The following is a 19016-nucleotide window of genomic DNA, read 5'->3' as shown; positions in this document are numbered from 1 at the left end:
CAGCAAATTTCTATCGAACTGCCTGCACTGTTTTTAAGGCATTTTTAAAATCTTCATAAATCGCATTTCCTACGACAATTACATCTGCAAACTTTGCCATTTCCACTGCCTGTTCATATGTGGATATACCACCGCCATAAAAAAAGGTCGCTTTTTCAAGGACTTTTTTCACCTCTGAAACCATTTCTGGTTGTCCATATTGCCCGCTAAACTCGAGATAAAAAATAGGCAGTTGAAACATTTTTTCAGCCATCATCGCATAGGCCCTTACATCTTCAGCCGTAATCTCCGTTACAGCATTTGTCAGTTTGGCTGCTTTGCATTCACTATTCATGATGCAATAGCCTTCCATAACGATTTCTTCCCAATCCATAAGGTCGCCAAATTCTTTCACTGCTTGATGGTGAAGCCCAGTAATCCATTTTGTATCCTTACTATTTAGAATCGTTGGAATAAAATAGAGATCAAATCCAGGGGTAACTGTTTCAACACTTGATACCTCCAGAACACATGGTACAGCAAACTTGCGTATTCTGGCCATTAAATCGAGGACATTTTCGAGTGTAACTCCATCTGTACCTCCCACTATCACTGCATCCGTACCTGATTCACAAATTTCTTCTAAATGTTCATCCGATATCTGTTTATTAGGGTCGAGTTTAAACACATGGCGCCACTCGCGAAAATCATACATCCCAAGGTCCTCCTACATTCATTTCATTACACCATTATAGCATTAGAGGAAACGTAATAAAAAAGAAAACCTAATAGAAAGAAAATCCAACTAGAAAAGCGGAAGCACCCTGTTCAGCCTAAGGCAAGTGCTGAAGCAACCTAAAGGGTCTAGGCGCTGGAGCCGGACAAAAGAAAAACCGAAGAATATCTCTCCGGTTTTTGGCTTTATGATTCCTCAGTTGTAGTCGACTTTTCTTCTTTGACTCGTTCTAGCACCAATTCATAGGTGTCATTGCCATAGTTTAAGCAGCGTTTTACACGTGAGATAGTTGCAGTACTCGCACCGGTTTCTGCTTCAATTCGGTGATAGGTATTTCCTTCACGAAGCATTCTGGCTACCTCTAAGCGTTGGGCCAATGACTGAATTTCATTAATCGTGCAAAGGTCATCAAAAAAACGATAACACTCTTCAAGATCTTTTAACGAAAGAATCCCTAGAAAAAGTTGATCCAGTTCTTTCCCTCTTAGCTTATTTATTTGCATATTTTATACCCCTTTAGTTTGAATAAAATTATTTCACATTAAACGAAACACTTTTTTGCATTCCCGGATCTGTTGGAACAACATTTACCCATGTTTTACCTTGGACAAATGGAACCTCTTCTCCATTCTTCATTGGGACAATCCTACCGTTCTCATTTTTCCATTCCACTTCGTTTACTTTCCCCATCTGCACTAAATAACCTTTTCCTCCGGATTGAAAATCAATCGTACGACGTCCTTTTTTGTCGATTACTTCATGCTTTGCCTCAACAATGAAAATATTATCTAGAAGAATCGGGTCTTTTGTTTCTAAATCAACAGTTTGTTCCCCGCCCTGGAAACGTTTATATTTCCCTGTAGCGGAATCATACTCATACACACAATCAAAATCGCCGCTAGCATAATAAGAAATCTTTACCGATTTAGCATCGGCGCCGGTAACCTTTTTAGCGTCCTCTTCTGAAAGAAATTTAAAGGCAGGTGGTGTTTTGTCCATTGAATATTTGTTCATTTTCGCACCCTTTAAAATATTATCATAGGTGATATACGAATTGTGCGGTGCTACTCTAAAACTCGCCCGATGGAAAAGTGTTCCGTCATAAACCATGCCATTCAAGTTGTCAATATAGCCTGATTCAAGCATTTTTTTGGCTTCCGGACTATAGCCGTGAGCAATATAAAGTGCATTTAAACCTTTGGCTAAATCAATATAATAATCCCGGGCGCTCCGTACCGGCCCGATATTTTTTGGCCTTTCGCTTTGAAATACGGCAAGAAATCTTGTGATATTCCCTTCAGCCAAAATTTCATAAACGATATCAGCCTTGTTTAAACCAGATTGCGGTCTTGCTGCAGGATGGTTATTAATCATTACAGCAACAGCTCTGCTGTCTGTTTCAGTCTGTGAACCCTTTCCGGTTAAAGGAAAATAATATGGGAATTCATTCTTTTCATCCGCTTTTTGTTCAACTTTTCCTACATCTTTTTTCACATTCTCATCAGGCTTTTTGACAGTTTCCTTTTTGCTGCATCCGGACACCAATAAGAAGACAGCTGCCACTATGACCGCCCATTTCTTCATCTAATAGCCACCCCTATTTTTGGTTAAAAGACTTTTACACTGTAATGCATTAACCTATTTACATTTTAACGCATTATAGACGGAAAGAGTACTGTTTTATTCATAACATCGTACATTCCTTGCTGTGTGATTCGAATATACGGTAAATGGGTTGAAGAGAAAAATAATAAACTACTAATGGGGTCTCCAAATGAATACCCTCGTTCACTCAATTCTTCAAGAAGTCTTTTTTCTTCCTCCATTAAATGTTCCATCGGCTTTTCCGACATGATTCCTCCCAATGATAAAGGAACCTCACAAATCACTTGACCATCCTGAACTAACACAATTCCTCCGCCAAGTTCTTTCATTCGATCAAATGCATGGATCATATCTTTTTTATTTTTACCAATTAAAATAATATCCCCAGTGCCTGAAAATGAACTTGCAAGCGCGGATAACTTTGAAGTAAATCCTTTTAGCATGGTATTGATTCTCCACTTACCTTTACGGTCAATCAGTGTAAAGAAGCTTTCATCATGATTGGTTGGCAGTTCATCTCCTGAAACATCAATGGCAATGGAATAGGGCTTCGTGATAACAGAATTCTCCATTTTAATCCCAAATGGCATTGAAAATTGCAAATCATCAATAGACAAATTCCAATCGAGTTCTAGTGGCTTAAGTCCGAAGTCCGGCCAGTTAATCTCAGCATTTACTTCCGTTTGTTTCCCGTCGCGTTTAACCCATTTACCTTTCGCAAGAACAGAAATAGGAGTTGGGTCTTCAATACTCGATAAGAAGTTAATATTGGCAACCCGTCCGGTTGCAATACTTCCGTGTAAATGCTCAATATTATAGTACCTTGCGACGTTAATCGTTGCCATATTATAAGCATCGATGCTCGGAACATCCTTTTCGATTGCAATCCGGATCATTTGATCAATAATCCCCTGCTCGTAAAAGTTTGATGTTGACCCATCTGTCGTAAACATGAACCGATCATACGTTTGAATCCCTAATCGTTTTATATCGTCAAGAAGTACTGGTAAATCTGGCCGAATCGATGAATGGCGCAATGTTACCATATAACCTTGCATTAGTCGATTATAAACTTCTTCACCTGTCATTGATTCATGGTCACAATCTGCCCCAAGCAGCATCAGCTTCGCTAAAGTCTTTTCAGACGCACCCGGAAAATGACCTTCAATTTTCTTCCGCATCCGCTTTGCTTCTTGAATCCAATGAAGCATCATATCGTCCCCGTCTAGAAGCTTCGGCCAACCGGTTAATTCCCCACCCTGAAGGACAGCATCATGCTCAAGCCACAATTTTACATTACTGTGTGAAAATGTTTCTTCTTCCCCTAATATTTCCGTTTGAGAATCAAAACGGCTCCACCAAAACATTGTAGTCGGAATGGTCCGCAGCTCTCTCAATAATGAAAACGCTTCCCTTTTTTTTAAGTTTAAAATTAGCGCCATATTGTCATTGATTAAGGTTGTCGTTCCAAATTGTGATGCATATTCCGCTAATGTATGGGGATTATATAATTGAAACGGATGGGCATGCGGTTCAATGTATCCAGGAACAAGAATTTCATTTGTACAATCGATCACTTCGCAGTTCTTTAATGTAGCCGGCAAGTTTTCGCCGACATAAACAATCCGATCATCATAAATCCAAATATTGGCTCTCATCCATTGACGAATAGCCTGATTTAAATACAAAGCATTTTTTAATAAAATGGTGGGAGAAGTTCTCCCCTCTAATACTGATACATGCGTCCGTAAATGTTTATTTTTCCATCGATAACGTTGTTCCAGCACATGATATCCCTCCCTCTTTAAGTCTATTTATCTATATAAGAATATTGATTTAATCGTAAAGAAAACCCTTACAAAATCCATTTGTTAATATACTATCATATTTCGCAATGTAAAGCAGTAAAGACTTGATAAATAATGTTAAAATTTTGTGAAGGAGTGAACAAAATGAATATTAAACCAAATATTGGGATTTTAAATGCGTTGATTCGCATTACCTTTGGCTTGACTGTTCTTGCTTGGGCAACCGCCAAGCTTGTTAAAAGACCTTGGAGAGACTCTTATTTATTGGCCGCTGTTTGTGGTGCAATGAAGGTGGGAGAAGGCATTGTCCGTTACTGTCCAGTAACGGCTTTTTATAAAAAATGTCCTGTAATGAATTCTGAAATTAAACAGTCTGAGGCTCATCATGATTCAATGGATGGGTTGGAGGGATTAACAAATCTGGATGGGGATGAGGTTTTGCCTTATAACCCGACTTAAAGATCTAAAGCCTTCTCTAGGGAGGGCCTTTTTGTTTTTAAACGCTTGTTTAGTTACCTCGTACACTCTTTTTTCTCTTTACGGGTATCTATACCCACTTTCGATTACCGCGTGCACTCTTTTTTCATCTTCTCGGGCATCTATAGCCTCGCTCGGTTACCGCCAACACCCTTTTTTCCTCTTTACAGGCATCTACAGCCTCTTTCGGTTACCGCGTGCACTCTTTTCTCATCTTCTCGGGCATCTACAGCCTCGCTCGGTTACCGCCAACACCTTTTTTTCCTCTTCTCGGGCATCTATAGCCTCGCTCGGTTACCACCAACACCTTTTTTTCCTCTTCTCGGGCATCTACAGCCTCGCTCGGTTACCGCCAACACCTTTTTTCCTCTTTACAGGCATCTATAGCCTCGCTCGGTTACCGAATTCTCAAAATAATGAAGAGGGCTGGCAGCGTAGCCAGTCCTCTTTCATTTAGCTATTTACAAACCTTGCTGCTTTATAACCAATATCTTTTCGATAAAAAACACCATCACATTGCAGATTTTCAAGTTCCGCATAAACCTTTTTCTGGGCATCCTCAATCGTTTCCCCAAGTCCACCTACAAGCAAGACTCTGCCGCCATTCGTAATGAATTCATCCTGCTCATTTTTCACTGTTCCTGCATGAAAAATATAAGCCTGTTCACTAAATTTATTTAACCCATTAAGAACGGCACCCTTTTCATAGGTTTCAGGATATCCCTTTGCTGCCACAACAACCCCGATCATCGTCTGCTCGTCCCATACAAGGCTTGGTGCTTGGCCATCCAAAAGCTCAAGAATCACTTCAACCAAATCAGATTTTAACCTTGGTAAAATCACTTGGGTTTCCGGATCTCCAAATCTTGCGTTAAATTCAATAACCTTTGGACCCTTTTCCGTTGCAATCAGTCCAGCGTATAAAATCCCGCAAAAGCTTCTTCCTTCTGTAACCATGGCTTCTGCTGCAGGCTTAAGAATCGTTTCCACCGCTGTTTGAATCATATCGTCACTAATTTGTGGGACAGGAGAATACGCGCCCATTCCCCCCGTATTCGGACCTTGGTCCCCATCAAACGCTCGCTTATGGTCCTGAGCGATTTCAAGTGGGACCACCGTCTGACCATTTACAAAGGCCATAAGGGAAAACTCTTCACCGGCCAAAAACTCCTCAATCACAACACGAGAAGACGCTGCACCGAACTTAGCGCCAACTAGCATTTCTTCAAGGCTTTCCAAGGCTTCCTCTTTGGTCATCGCCACGGTAACACCTTTTCCTGCTGCAAGTCCATCCGCTTTTATTACAATCGGAGCACCTTTTTCTTCTATATAATTACTTGCCTCATCAAAGGAAGTGAAAACTGCATAATCTGCAGTTGGAATTTGGTATTTCTTCATTAATTCCTTCGCAAACGACTTACTGCCTTCAATTTCGGCTGCTGCTTTTTTAGGACCAAACACAGGAAGACCCGCTTCCGTGAATCGATCTGCCAGTCCTTCAAGGAGCGGAACCTCAGGTCCAATAATCGTTAATCCAATTCCTTCCTCTTTCGCAAACTGAATCAATTTTTCTGATTCAGACTCCTGCAGCGGAATCAGCTCAGCAAAGTCCTCCATCCCTGGATTCCCAGGAGCGGCAAAAACACGTTCCACCTTGCTGCTTTCACTCACTTTTCGGCAAATCGCATGCTCTCTTCCACCACGGCCAATGATTAAAACCTTCACAAACTCGCCCCCATTAGTGTTTGAAATGTCTTACTCCTGTAAAGACCATGGCAATTCCATACTCATCCGCTTTTTTAATCGAATCTTCATCGCGAATCGATCCACCCGGTTGAATAATTGCAGTGATTCCTGCATTTGCCGCTGCCTCAACGGTATCATCCATTGGGAAAAAGGCATCAGAGGCAAGTCCTGCACCTACCGCTTTTTCTCCAGCTTGTTTAAAGGCAATTTCAGCTGCTCCAACGCGATTCATCTGACCAGCGCCAATTCCAATGGTCATCCCATTTCTTGCAACAACAATGGCATTTGATTTAACATGTTTCACAACCTGCCAGCCAAGCTTCAATGATTCCCACTCAGCTTCCGTTGGTTGTCTTTTTGTTGGAATCGTGATCGTCGCATCTTCAAGTGTGTAACGATCTTGTTCTTGAACAAGCAGTCCTCCTTCAATCGTCGTCATTTTGAATTCAGGTTTTTTAGCTTGATCAAATGGAATAGTTAAAAGGCGAAGATTCTTCTTCCCGGTTAAAATGGACAAAGCTTCTTCAGAAAATGCCGGAGCAATAATAATTTCTAAGAAAATTTCACGAAGCTTCCCTGCAGTCGCCGCATCCACTTCCCGGTTGAATGCGATAATTCCGCCAAAAATCGAAACAGGGTCCGCAGCAAATGCTTTTTCAAAAGCTTCATACGCTGTTTTTCCTGTGCCAACACCGCATGGATTCATATGCTTAACCGCTACAGCAGCTGGCTCTGAGAATTCCTTCACAATCTGAAGCGCAGCGTCTGCATCATTAATATTATTATAGGAAAGCTCTTTCCCGTGAAGCTGCTTCGAATTTGCGATTGAAAAAGCAGAACCTAATGGTTTTTTATAAAAAGCTGCTTTTTGGTGTGGATTTTCTCCGTAACGGAGTGATTGTTTCAATTCATAGGTTACCGTTAAATTTTCCGGTGTTTCCTCTTGAGCCAAATCTGTCATATACTGAGCAATCAGCGCATCATATGCAGCAGTGTGACGGAATACCTTTGCGGCAAGCTTTACTCTTGTCTCAAGCTTCGTTTGACCTTCCGCTTTTAATTCCTCTGCAACCGTTTGATAATCCGCTGGGTCAACTACGACTGTAATATATTGATGATTTTTCGCGGAAGCACGGAGCATTGTCGGCCCGCCAATATCAATATTTTCAATAGCATCTGCTACCTTCACATCCGGCTTCTCAATGGTTTGTTGGAATGGATAAAGGTTTACACATACTAGTTGAATCGGTTGAATTCCGTGCTCTTCTAATTGACCTTGATGTGCTGGATCATCGTGTTTTGCCAATAAACCACCATGGATTAGTGGATTCAAGGTTTTAACACGGCCTTCTAAGATTTCAGGAAACCCGGTAACATCACTTACACTAAGAACCGGAATTCCTTGTTCTTGAATAGCTTTCTTTGTTCCGCCCGTAGAAATAATTTCAAAACCAAGATTTACGAGTTCTTTTGCAAACTCAATTACTCCAGTTTTATCTGAAACACTAATAAGTGCTCGCTTTTTTGCCATTTACAATACCCCCTTGTGTTAAAAGCACCTGTAAAATTGCCGGATATAGCTTGTGTTCAACTGCATGGATTTTGTTCTGCAGGCTTTCACGTGTTTCATCTTCTTCCAAACGAACGCGTTCCTGAACGATAATCGGCCCAGTGTCCATTCCCTCATCAACAAAATGAATGGTTACACCGCTCCACGTTGCTTTGGCTTCAAGCGCCTGACCAATGGCATCTTTACCGGGAAAAGCAGGAAGTAAGGAAGGATGAATATTGACGATTCTCCCTTGAAACTCTCGCAGTAAGGTCGGTCCTATTAAACGCATATAGCCTGCGAGGACAATGAATTCCACGCCACGTTTTTTTAACTCCGCAAGAATTTCCGCCTCATAGGCATCCTTTGATGGATAATCCTTAGCCGAAAAAGCAAAGCTTGGAATTCTGGCGGCATTTGCCCGATCAACCGCAAAAGCACCAGGTTTGTCACAAACAAGAAGTGAAATATCGGCCTTTAGTTCTCCAGATTGAACGACATCAATGATGGCTTGAAAGTTACTTCCGCTCCCTGATGCAAATACAGCGATTTTTTTCATTTTTTTCCTCCAGCCGGGATGATGCTAATTCCATCCGTTTCGGTTACAATCCCAATTTCATAAGCTGTTTCACCGCATTGCCCAAAATGTTCAAGCACATCAGAAGCAATTGTCTGGTCTACTGCAATCACCATACCAATTCCCATATTAAAGATATTATACATCTCCTGCCGGTCAATTTGTCCAACAGATTCCATCAGATTGAACACAGGTGGAATGTTAAAGCTTTGTTCCTGAATTTCTGCACCAAGTCCCTCTGGGAGCATTCTTGGGATATTCTCGATAAAACCACCGCCGGTAATATGAGCCATTCCTTTTAAGGTGAATTTTTTCAAAGCTGATAAAATTGATTTCACATAGATTTTTGTTGGCTTCAGCAGTTCTTCCCCTAACGTACAGCCAAGTTCATCAACATACTCTGATAAAGACCGATCAGCAAAAACCTTGCGTACAAGGGAATAGCCATTGCTATGGATTCCACTTGATGCCAAACCGATAAGAACATCCCCAGGCTTAATCGCTTCACCTGTAATCAATTGTGTTTTTTCACAAGCCCCTACTGAAAATCCTGCTAAATCATATTCCGATTCATTGTACAAACCAGGCATCTCTGCCGTTTCTCCGCCAATCAAGGCACATCCTGCCTGTTCACAGCCATCCGCGATTCCTTTGACAATTGCCTCAATCTTCTCAGGCACAGCCTTTCCACAGGCTATGTAGTCAAGAAAATACAAAGGCTCTGCTCCTTGGACAACAATGTCATTCACACACATTGCTACCGCATCAATGCCGATTGTATCGTGCTTATCCATCATAAAAGCAAGCATCAGCTTGGTTCCGACTCCGTCCGTTCCCGACACGAGGACGGGCTCTTTTAATTGAAGCGCAGATAGGTCAAACATGCCCCCAAAACCGCCTAAACCGCCCAATACTCCGGCCCTTGCTGTTTTTTGAACATGCTTTTTCATTCGTTCAACCGCCTCATAGCCTGCTTCGATGTTTACTCCTGCTTCTTTATATGCATTTGCCACGACAGTTCCCCCTATCTACTTTTGGTAATAGTATTGAAGTGTATCCGGATAAATTTCTGTCGGGTAATTTCCTGTAAAGCAGCCTAGGCAATACCCGCCTGTTCCGTTCGCATCTTTTTTACCAATTGCTTCAACCATCCCTTCGACGCTTAAGAAGGTAAGCGAATCGGCTCCTATAAGTTCTCTGATTTCCTCAACTGATTTATCGGAAGCAATCAATTCTTCCTTTGTTGATGTATCAATTCCATAGAAACATGGATTTTTTATTGGTGGAGAGCTGATCACAACATGGACTTCTGTCGCTCCAGCATCTTTTAGCATAGTGACAATGCGTCTGCTAGTCGTCCCGCGGACGATTGAATCATCAACCATGACGACCCGTTTTCCTTCCACAACTCCGCGAACCGGTGAAAGTTTCATTTTAACCCCTTGCTCACGTAACGATTGTGAAGGCTGAATAAACGTTCTGCCAACATAACGGTTTTTAATTAACCCCATTTCGTATGGGATACCGGAGGCTTCCGCATAACCAATCGCAGCAGAGATGCTTGAATCGGGTACCCCAGTTACAACATCGGCTTCAATAGGGGCCTCTTTAAATAATTGCTTACCAAGATTTTTCCGAGCTGTATGAACATTTATTCCTTGAATATCACTATCAGGTCTTGAAAAATAAATATATTCCATCATACAAATAGCTTTTGTAGAACTCACCGCAAATTGTTCTGAGACAATACCATTATCATTAATGATGAGCAGTTCTCCCGGCATAATATCACGGATATATTCCGCCCCAATGACATCAAATGCACAGGTTTCCGATGCTACTACATAAGCATCGCCAAGGCAGCCAAGCGATAGTGGCCGTAATCCATGCGGATCAAGCGCAACTAATAATTCTGTTTCGGTCATGATCAAGTAGGCATAAGCCCCTTTTAGCATGGAAAGTGCGTTTTTCGCCTGATCTTTCAATTCAGAATAACCGCTTCTTTTCATCAAGTGAGCCAAGACCTCTGTATCTGAACTTGTTTGAAAAATACTTCCCTGTGATTCCAGCTGATGTTTAAGCGAATTAACATTAACGAGATTTCCATTGTGTGCAAGGGCAAGACTTCCAACTTGGGAATGGAACAGCAGGGGCTGGACATTTTCATATCCTCCGCCCCCAGCAGTTGCATAACGCACGTGACCAATTGCCCCGTTCCCTGTTAATTCTTTCATTGCATCGGCAGTAAAAATTTCCGTAACCAGTCCTTCACCTTTTACGCCTTTAAGTGCTTTACCATCGGTTACAACAATGCCGGTACCTTCTTGTCCGCGGTGCTGCAGACTGTGAAGTGCGTAATAAGCAAGCTGAGCCGCGTCTTGATGTCCCCAAACTCCAAAAACTCCGCACTCTTCATTTAATCCCTTGATTTCAGCAAGCATGGGATAGCTCCTTTCCAAGCAGCTTTTAATTCGTTCACCGAAGCTTCAAATACAAAGCCGTTATCACCTGATACCTGTAATGTTGCTGTATCGGTTACTTCCCCGATCAATTTTGCATCTACTAAACGCTCTAACTCTGTTTGATTTTCTTTTTTCACTGTTAATAGAAAACGAGATTGTGTTTCACTAAACAAAGCTGATACAGCATTTCCTGTGATACTCACTTCTGCTCCAAGCTGATTGTCGGCAAAAAGGCATTCTGCTAAAGCTACTCCTAGGCCGCCTTCAGAAAGGTCATGAGCTGATTCAACCACTCCCGCACGGATTGCCGCGAGCACTTTATTTTGTCTTTCTTTCTCAATCTTAACGTTCAACTCAGGGGCACGGCCAAAAACTTTTCCGTTCAATAGTTTTTGCAGCTCACTACCGCCAAACTCATCTTTTGTTTCTCCAACAAGATAAATTAAATCTCCGCTGTTTTTAAAATTTTGTGTTGTAATATGATCAAGATCCGTTACTAAACCGACCATTCCAACAACCGGTGTTGGATAGATGGCTGTTCCGCTTGTTTCGTTATATAAAGAGACGTTTCCACCAATGACCGGTGTCTCAAGAACACGGCAAGCTTCACTCATGCCGTCTGCTGCTTTTTCAATCTGCCAGAAAACTTCAGGTTTTTCCGGATTACCGAAATTTAAGTTATCGGTAATCGCTAATGGTTCGGCACCTGAGCAAACAATATTGCGGGCTGCTTCAGCAACAGCAATTTTTCCGCCCATTTCCGGATCTAAATATACATAACGTGAATTACAATCCGTTGTCATGGCCAAAGCTTTACGTGTACCGCGAATTCTGACTACCGCTGCGTCCGAGCCTGGTGATACAACCGTATTTGTCCGGACCATGTGGTCATACTGCTCATAAACCCATTCCTTGCTGGCAATCGTTGGCTGACTTAAAAGGTTTAATAGCGTTTCTTTCAAATCCTCTACTTGAGGAATTTCATTCTCCATTACTTGGAACTCTGCAAAATAACCAGGTTCTTTTGATGGCTTATGGTAAACTGGTGCATCTTCCGCTAAGGCGTCTGCGGGCACATCTGCAACAATTTCACCATTATGAAGCAAGCGAAGCTGCTTATCACTTGTAACCTTACCGATGGAGACAGCATCTAAATCATACTTTTTAAATAGATCAACGATTTCTTGCTCTCTTCCCTTTTTTACAACAATGAGCATTCGTTCTTGTGATTCAGAAAGCATCATTTCATATGGAGTCATTCCTGTTTCACGCTGTGGAACAAGATCCAAGTTCATTTCAATTCCCATTCCGGCTTTACTTGCCATTTCCGCTGAAGAACTGACCAGGCCTGCTGCACCCATATCTTGAATACCAACAAGGGCATCAGATTGGATAAGCTCTAAACACGCTTCTAATAACAGTTTTTCCATAAACGGATCGCCAACCTGAACAGCTGGGCGGTCTTCACTGGATTGCTCTGTTAATTCCTCCGACGCAAAGGTAGCTCCATGGATTCCATCACGGCCTGTTTTTGCACCGACATACATAACCGTGTTTCCTTCGCCATGCGCCTGACCTTTTTTAATATCCTTATGGTCAATTAGACCAACACACATTGCATTGACTAATGGATTTCCTTCATAGCATGGATCAAATTGAATTTCGCCGCCTACAGTTGGAATTCCGATACAGTTGCCGTATCCGGCAATCCCAGCGACAACTTCTTTAAATAAATAGCGGACACGTGCAGAATCTAACTCTCCAAAACGAAGAGAATTTAGCATCGCAATCGGACGTGCTCCCATTGAAAATACGTCACGGATAATCCCGCCGACACCTGTTGCTGCACCTTGGTATGGCTCGATAGCTGAAGGATGGTTATGACTTTCAATTTTAAACACAACCGCCTGATTATCACCGATATCAACGATACCTGCCCCTTCCCCAGGGCCCTGAAGTACACGCTCACCTGTAATCGGGAATTTTTTCAATACTGGCTTGGAATTTTTGTAGCTGCAGTGTTCAGACCACATAACCGAAAATAAGCCTGTTTCTGTATAATTTGGCGTACGTCCAAGGATTTTTTCAACCAACGCAAACTCTTCATCGGACAAACCCATTTGCTGATATACTTTTTCCGCTTTAATCTCATTCGGATTTGGTTCACGCGTTAACAACATGTGCTTCCCTCCAAGTCTTTACAATCGATTGAAACAATTTAAGCCCGTCGGCACTGCCTAAAAGAGCATCTACAGCTCTTTCCGGGTGCGGCATCATACCTAATACGTTGCCTTTATCGTTCATTATACCAGCGATATTTTCTAAGCTTCCGTTCGGATTTTCCTGGTAGGTAAAAACGATTTGGTTATTGGCCTTTAGCTTTGCCAGCGTTTCCTCGTCGCAATAGTAATTTCCTTCACCATGTGCAACTGGAATCGTGATGGTTTCTCCTGCAGCTAAATCAGAAGTAAACATCGTTTGATTGTTTTCAACCTTTAATTCAACTTGCTTACAAATAAAGGATAAACTCGCGTTTCGTCTCATTGCTCCCGGAAGCAAGCCTGCTTCCAAAAGAATTTGAAATCCGTTACAAACACCCATAACCGGCTTGCCAGCTCTTGCCGCCTTCACAACCTCTTTCATGACATTACTGAATCGAGCAATGGCTCCTGAGCGCAAATAATCTCCGTATGAAAAGCCGCCTGGAAGTAAAATTCCATCAAATTCATCTAGGCTTTCTGTATCATGCCAAACGTATTCAACTTCTTCCCCAAGTTCATCTTTAATCGCATGAAACATGTCAATATCACAGTTTGATCCTGGAAAAACGATTACTGCGAATTTCACTGGGCCACACACTCCTCTACTTCATAACGGTAATCTTCAATAACCGGGTTTGCTAAAAGGTTTGTGCAAATCTCATTGACTACTTCATGAATATCACGGTCAGACTTTTCAATTGTTAACTCCATATATTTACCGATTCGGACATCGGCCACTTCCTTGTAATTTAAAGAGTGTAAGGAATTTGTTACTGCTTTCCCTTGCGGATCTAATACGCTCTCTCTTAATGTGACAAATACCTTTACTTTATACATGCTGATGTCCTCCCAATCTCGCTAAAATATTTTCATATGCATCTGTTAAACTTCCAAGGTCCCGACGGAATACATCTTTATCGAGCTTTTTATTTGTTTCTTTCTCCCACAATCTGCAGGTATCAGGTGATATTTCATCGGCAAGCAGGATTTGCCCATCCGTGTCTTTTCCAAACTCTAATTTAAAGTCAATCAGACGAATACCCAATTCTTCGAAAAAGCTCGATAAAACTGCATCAACTTCTAAGGCCTTCTCTCTTAATACCTTGATTTCTTCTTCTGTAGCTAAATTCAATTCAAGAATATGGTCGACGGTAACAAGCGGGTCGCCAAGTTCATCATCTTTTAAGTAAAATTCAACAATTGGAGCCTTCAACGGCGTTCCTTCTTCAACACCCAGTCTTTTGGAAAAGCTTCCTGCTGCAACATTACGGACAACTGTTTCAAGTGGGATAATAGTAACCTTTTTCACAAGTTGTTCTAATTCCGATACGCGCTCGATAAAATGAGAGTCAATGCCCTTTTCTTTTAACTTTAAAAATAGCAAACTAGTAATCTCATTATTTAAACGCCCTTTACCGGTAATGTCTGCTTTCTTTTGCCCATTAAAGGCAGTTGCAGAATCTTTATATTCCACTAAAACAACCTGGTCATTTTCCGTTTTATAAATTCTTTTCGCTTTTCCTTCGTATAGAAGTTCTTTCATCAGGAACGCCTCCAAATTTTGCAATATTGGGAATTTTATTAGTAAAAGGGGGGCCCAACTGCAGCCCCTTATTTTTTTAGTTCAAACCTAAACGGTCAAAAATTGTATCCACATGCTGCAGGTGATAGCTGTAATCAAAACAGTCTGCAATTTCTTCCGCATTAAGAAGGCTGGTGATTTTTGTTTCAGCCTCAATCAACTGACGGAATGGCACTTGTTTTTCCCATGCTTCCATTGCTTTTGGCTGAACGGTATCGTAAGCCTCTTCACGTGATAATCCTTTATCAATTAATGCAAGCAATACACGCTGTGAATAAATTAATCCAAGTGTACGATCCATATTGCGCTTCATATTTTCTGGATAAACTGTAAGGTTTTTAATAATATTACCGAAACGGTTCAACATGTAATTTAATGCGATTGTCGCATCCGGTAAAATAACTCTTTCAGCAGATGAATGAGAAATATCACGTTCATGCCATAATGGAACATTTTCGTAGGCTGTTAACATATAGCCGCGAATCACGCGAGCCATTCCCGTCATGTTTTCAGAACCAATTGGGTTCCGCTTATGCGGCATCGCTGATGACCCCTTTTGCCCTTTCGCAAAAAATTCTTCAACTTCACGCGTTTCACTCTTTTGCAGGCCGCGAACTTCAACCGCAAACTTTTCAATCGAAGTGGCGATTAAAGCAATCGTTGACATATAGTGAGCATGACGGTCGCGCTGCAGGGTTTGTGTTGAGATTGGCGCTCTTTGTATGCCAAGCTTTTCACACACATATTGTTCAACAAATGGGTTGATATTGGCATAGGTTCCTACAGCACCGGAAATTTTACCAAATTCAACACCCGCTGCAGCTTGCTTGAAGCGATCAAGATTCCGTTTCATTTCCTCATACCAAAGGGCAAGCTTTAATCCAAAAGTAGTAGGTTCTGCATGAACTCCATGGGTACGCCCCATCATAACGGTCATTTTGTGTTCTTTTGCTTTATTCTTTAAAATTTCTACAAAGTTTTCGATATCTTTTAGTAAAATCGCATTGGCCTGTTTTAAAACATATGATAAAGCAGTGTCGACCACATCTGTCGAGGTTAAGCCGTAATGAACCCATTTGCGTTCTTCTCCTAAAGTTTCCGATACAGCACGGGTAAAGGCTACAACATCGTGTCTAGTTTCTTCTTCAATTTCTTTAATTCGGTCGATATTGAAGGAGGCATTTTCGCGAAGCTTTTTTACATCCTCCTTCGGAATTTCACCAAGCTCTGACCAAGCTTCGCAAGCAAGGATTTCCACTTCAAGCCATGCATTAAAGCGATTTTCTTCTGTCCAAATAGCACCCATTTCCGGTCTTGTATAACGATCAATCATGTTTTATCCTCCGATCTTTTCTGTTACTTTCCAAATGCCGCTTTGTTCAATTTCTGTAAGGGCCTCTGTTACATTATCACGTAAAATTGTTACGTGTCCCATTTTACGTTTTATTTTTGGTTCTTTTTTTCCGTAAAGATGAACCTTCCAGTCTTTCATACCCGGAATTTCCTCATACATACTTTCAAGATGCTCCCCTAATAGGTTGACCATAACTACTGATTTTAATAGCTTTGTGCTTCCTAAAGGCAGATTGCAGATTGCACGTACATGCTGTTCAAACTGTGACGTCTCGCAGGCTTCAATCGAATAATGTCCTGAATTATGAGGCCGTGGAGCCAGTTCATTGATATATATTGTCCCATCACTAGTTAAAAACATTTCAACCGCAAGTGTTCCGACTAAATTTAATGAATCCGCAATTTGTTTTGCCTTTTGAATTGCATTTTCTTGGATACCTTCCGAAATGCGGGCGGGAACAATCGTTTGATGCAATATATTGTCCTGATGGATGTTTTCTGCCACAGGGAATATCGCTGTTTCTCCATCAAGCTTGCGTGTGACGATAACCGATATTTCCTTTTCAAAGGGAATCCATTTTTCGAGCACACATGCACCCTGTTTGATGAGTTCCTCCGCTTTTTGCAAGTCCTGCTGAACTTTTATGACCAGCTGTCCCTTTCCGTCGTAGCCGCCTCTTGCCGTCTTCAACACAGCGGGATAGCCAATTGCTTGAATTTTTAAAAATAAATCCTCTAAACTGTTAATGATTTCATACGGTGCTACTTCCACACCCGCCTGCTGGATTGCCGCCTTTTCCTTAATCCGATCCTGGGTAACTGTCAGCAATTTCGGTCCTTGTGGAACGTACGCACGTTCACAAATCCATTCAAGTGTATCTGCATCAATGTTTTCAAATTCATAAGTTATAACGTCACTGATTACTGCTAATTTACTAATAGCCTCACGATCATCATAAGCTCCAATGACTTCAAAATCTGCCACTTGCCCACAAGGTGAGTCTGAGGTTGGCTCTAGGACGGCGATTCGATACCCTTGAGCCTTAGCCGAGAGGGCCATCATTCTTCCCAATTGACCACCGCCGATAATCCCAATTGTCGACCCCGGTAAAATTATTTTGTTAGACAAGCTGCTCACCGCTTTCTAGAACTTCTTCCTTGATTGCATGGCGTCTTGCTTCTAATTTTTTCGCTAGTTCACTATCTTCTGTTGCTAAAATTTGTGCAGCTAAAAGGCCTGCGTTGACTGCTCCTGCTTTACCAATTGCAACGGTTGCCACCGGTACTCCGCCCGGCATTTGCACAATCGAAAGCAGGGAGTCTAAACCATTTAAGGCCTTTGATTGGACCGGAACCCCGATGACAGGAAGCGTTGTTTTTGCTGCAACCATTCCAGGGAGATGTGCCGCACCGCCTGCTCCTGCAATAATTACCTTTAAACCTCTATCTCTTGCTTCTTGCGCATAGGTAAACATTAAATCCGGTGTCCGATGCGCAGAAACTACCTTTTTTTCATATGCAATTTCAAGTTCTTCTAATATTTCACAGGCATGTTTCATTGTTTCCCAGTCTGATTTGCTTCCCATGATGACACCAACAAGATTCGTCATGCCGCATCCCCCTTTTAGCCAAATAAAAAGCCCAGACAAATAGCATCCTCTAAAAGAGAAAGCCATTTGTCCGGGCATCTTGATGAAAAGGTCAACAAAGTTAAGGGCTGTCCCTAACTGTATTGTTGCCGAACATATTGACTTTCCCTCATAGTCCAATAATTTACGGTTATTGGGTAGAAACTTATGGGCCCTATTCCCATTGATATACGAGGGTAAGATTATTTGTCATTTGCTACTCACTTATCTTACAATCCATTCGAATAACTGTCAACCATTATATCGAACAATAAAATTTGGTTAGCACCATATTGTTCGTGTTTTACTCATTAAATTGCCCTTCAAAGACAATTTGACGGCCAATTGGCTCAAAAATGGTTTCATTTCCCTTTTTGATTTCTTGAAAAATCGGCTTTTCAAGCCTTCTAATTGGGATATATCCCAGCTGTTTCATTCGTGCTAGGCATGCATCAATGGTTTCATTTTCCTGAACTTCAAATTGCAATTTTTTTTGCTTCTTTTGACTCATGAAAATAATTTCCCTCTTTTCACGGATTTGACCCAGAACCCCCCATGGATGGATTTGGGTTCGTACGAAATAATAAATGCCTTTGGATCTAGATTCTTGATTGTATCATAGAGCTTTAATTCAAATTTTCTCGGGGTTAAGATTTGCATCGCCATCCGATCCCCTTCAAGCCCGTTTGCTTCCCAGTTTGTCACTCCATATCCCTTTTCCCGCAGTATTCCAGGTAAATTTTTATCATACTCGGTTGTGATTACATTGACAGTAATATAACCAAGTGCGAGCTTTTCCTCTATTTTCATTCCGACTACAACACCGATTCCATATCCCACCGCATACGCAATGAGGTTCTGGATTTCATTTAAGTTATTTAACACTAGGCCTAGGCCCAGTACATAGATAACTACTTCAATCATGCTGAGGAATGCAGCCAAATACCGTTGTCCTTTTAAGGTTAAGATCATTCTAATTGTAAAAAAGGAGACATAGACAATATTGATAACAAGGATTATGGCTACCATCATAAAACTATTCTCTAACAAAATAATTACCCCCTTTATATATCCTTCCCCCACTTTAGCACAATTTTTACAAAGGTCTAGTAGCTAGATTGTGTATTAAGAGAAAAATTTTCTTACTAAAAATTTTTGTTCCATGTTGCATCAAATATGTTCCGTTTTGTCTGTTTGATTTTCCATTTTAAAATTTATGTACAAAACAAAATTAGTCCATTTTATATTTCTAT

Annotated in this window: 19 protein-coding genes and 1 riboswitch; of the genes, 1 reads left to right on the top strand and 18 read right to left on the bottom strand. The window is 41.4% G+C overall.

Annotation, left to right across the window (positions count from 1 at the left end; translation table 11 throughout):
- Nucleotides 1–10 precede the first annotated feature (10 nt).
- From pcrB to RCG21_RS04120, 4 genes are all read right to left on the bottom strand, one after another.
- Nucleotides 11–694, bottom strand: a complete 684-nt coding sequence (gene pcrB / locus RCG21_RS04135; RefSeq protein ID WP_133339867.1) for a heptaprenylglyceryl phosphate synthase — start codon at nt 692–694, stop codon at nt 11–13.
- Between the two features lie 206 nt (nt 695–900).
- Nucleotides 901–1218 carry a YerC/YecD family TrpR-related protein gene (locus tag RCG21_RS04130; protein ID WP_133339869.1) on the bottom strand — a complete coding sequence of 106 codons (318 nt, stop codon included), beginning with the start codon at nt 1216–1218 and terminating at the stop codon, nt 901–903.
- Between the two features lie 28 nt (nt 1219–1246).
- Complete coding sequence (locus tag RCG21_RS04125) at nt 1247–2299, bottom strand: DUF3048 domain-containing protein (RefSeq protein ID WP_133339871.1); 1053 nt, start codon at nt 2297–2299, stop codon at nt 1247–1249.
- A 65-nt stretch (nt 2300–2364) separates the two neighbouring features.
- A complete protein-coding gene (locus RCG21_RS04120) occupies nt 2365–4107 on the bottom strand; it encodes an adenine deaminase C-terminal domain-containing protein (RefSeq protein ID WP_133339873.1) in 1743 nt (580 codons plus the stop codon).
- A gap of 165 nt (nt 4108–4272) precedes the next feature.
- On the opposite strand from RCG21_RS04120, the gene RCG21_RS04115 reads away from it, so the two are divergent.
- Nucleotides 4273–4587, top strand: a complete 315-nt coding sequence (locus tag RCG21_RS04115) for a YgaP family membrane protein (RefSeq protein ID WP_133339875.1) — start codon at nt 4273–4275, stop codon at nt 4585–4587.
- A 471-nt stretch (nt 4588–5058) separates the two neighbouring features.
- On the opposite strand, the gene purD is transcribed toward RCG21_RS04115, so the two are convergent.
- The 14 genes from purD to RCG21_RS04045 form a co-directional block, all read right to left on the bottom strand.
- A complete protein-coding gene (gene purD / locus RCG21_RS04110) occupies nt 5059–6330 on the bottom strand; it encodes a phosphoribosylamine--glycine ligase (protein WP_133339877.1) in 1272 nt (423 codons plus the stop codon).
- Between the two features lie 13 nt (nt 6331–6343).
- Nucleotides 6344–7882: a bifunctional phosphoribosylaminoimidazolecarboxamide formyltransferase/IMP cyclohydrolase gene (gene purH, locus RCG21_RS04105; RefSeq protein WP_133339879.1), complete on the bottom strand. Its 1539-nt coding sequence runs from the start codon at nt 7880–7882 to the stop codon at nt 6344–6346.
- A complete protein-coding gene (gene purN / locus RCG21_RS04100) occupies nt 7857–8459 on the bottom strand; it encodes a phosphoribosylglycinamide formyltransferase (protein WP_133339881.1) in 603 nt (200 codons plus the stop codon). Before purN ends, purH begins: the two co-directional genes overlap by 26 nt.
- Nucleotides 8456–9490, bottom strand: a complete 1035-nt coding sequence (gene purM / locus RCG21_RS04095; protein ID WP_133339883.1) for a phosphoribosylformylglycinamidine cyclo-ligase — start codon at nt 9488–9490, stop codon at nt 8456–8458. The genes purN and purM overlap by 4 nt, the downstream gene beginning before the upstream one ends.
- A gap of 15 nt (nt 9491–9505) precedes the next feature.
- Nucleotides 9506–10918 carry an amidophosphoribosyltransferase gene (gene purF / locus RCG21_RS04090; protein ID WP_133339885.1) on the bottom strand — a complete coding sequence of 471 codons (1413 nt, stop codon included), beginning with the start codon at nt 10916–10918 and terminating at the stop codon, nt 9506–9508.
- Entirely contained in the window at nt 10894–13119 is a 2226-nt protein-coding gene (gene purL / locus RCG21_RS04085) for a phosphoribosylformylglycinamidine synthase subunit PurL (RefSeq protein ID WP_133339887.1), read from the bottom strand. Before purL ends, purF begins: the two co-directional genes overlap by 25 nt.
- Nucleotides 13103–13786, bottom strand: coding sequence for a phosphoribosylformylglycinamidine synthase subunit PurQ (gene purQ, locus RCG21_RS04080; protein WP_133339889.1), 684 nt, complete (start codon nt 13784–13786; stop codon nt 13103–13105). The genes purL and purQ overlap by 17 nt, the downstream gene beginning before the upstream one ends.
- Nucleotides 13783–14037, bottom strand: a complete 255-nt coding sequence (purS, locus tag RCG21_RS04075) for a phosphoribosylformylglycinamidine synthase subunit PurS (RefSeq protein ID WP_133339891.1) — start codon at nt 14035–14037, stop codon at nt 13783–13785. The genes purQ and purS overlap by 4 nt, the downstream gene beginning before the upstream one ends.
- Complete coding sequence (gene purC / locus RCG21_RS04070) at nt 14030–14743, bottom strand: phosphoribosylaminoimidazolesuccinocarboxamide synthase (protein WP_372512568.1); 714 nt, start codon at nt 14741–14743, stop codon at nt 14030–14032. The genes purS and purC overlap by 8 nt, the downstream gene beginning before the upstream one ends.
- A gap of 76 nt (nt 14744–14819) precedes the next feature.
- Nucleotides 14820–16115 (bottom strand): adenylosuccinate lyase, encoded by a 1296-nt coding sequence (gene purB / locus RCG21_RS04065; protein WP_133339893.1) that lies wholly within the window; start codon nt 16113–16115, stop codon nt 14820–14822.
- A gap of 3 nt (nt 16116–16118) precedes the next feature.
- Nucleotides 16119–17264, bottom strand: coding sequence for a 5-(carboxyamino)imidazole ribonucleotide synthase (gene purK, locus RCG21_RS04060; protein WP_133339895.1), 1146 nt, complete (start codon nt 17262–17264; stop codon nt 16119–16121).
- On the bottom strand, nt 17257–17745 hold the full coding sequence (purE, locus tag RCG21_RS04055) for a 5-(carboxyamino)imidazole ribonucleotide mutase (RefSeq protein ID WP_133339897.1): 489 nt from the start codon (nt 17743–17745) through the stop codon (nt 17257–17259). The genes purK and purE overlap by 8 nt, the downstream gene beginning before the upstream one ends.
- A gap of 131 nt (nt 17746–17876) precedes the next feature.
- Nucleotides 17877–17978: riboswitch (purine riboswitch) on the bottom strand.
- A gap of 89 nt (nt 17979–18067) precedes the next feature.
- On the bottom strand, nt 18068–18274 hold the full coding sequence (locus tag RCG21_RS04050; protein WP_133339899.1) for an NETI motif-containing protein: 207 nt from the start codon (nt 18272–18274) through the stop codon (nt 18068–18070).
- Complete coding sequence (locus tag RCG21_RS04045) at nt 18271–18795, bottom strand: DUF2179 domain-containing protein (RefSeq protein WP_372512742.1); 525 nt, start codon at nt 18793–18795, stop codon at nt 18271–18273. The genes RCG21_RS04050 and RCG21_RS04045 overlap by 4 nt, the downstream gene beginning before the upstream one ends.
- Nucleotides 18796–19016 lie beyond the last annotated feature (221 nt).

Origin of the sequence: Bacillus salipaludis, assembly GCF_030938565.1 — a bacterium.
Taxonomy (GTDB): Bacteria; Bacillota; Bacilli; order Bacillales; family Cytobacillaceae; genus Neobacillus; species Neobacillus salipaludis_A.
Note: the sequence above shows the minus strand (reverse complement) of the source record. Positions and strands in the feature narration are given on the sequence as shown.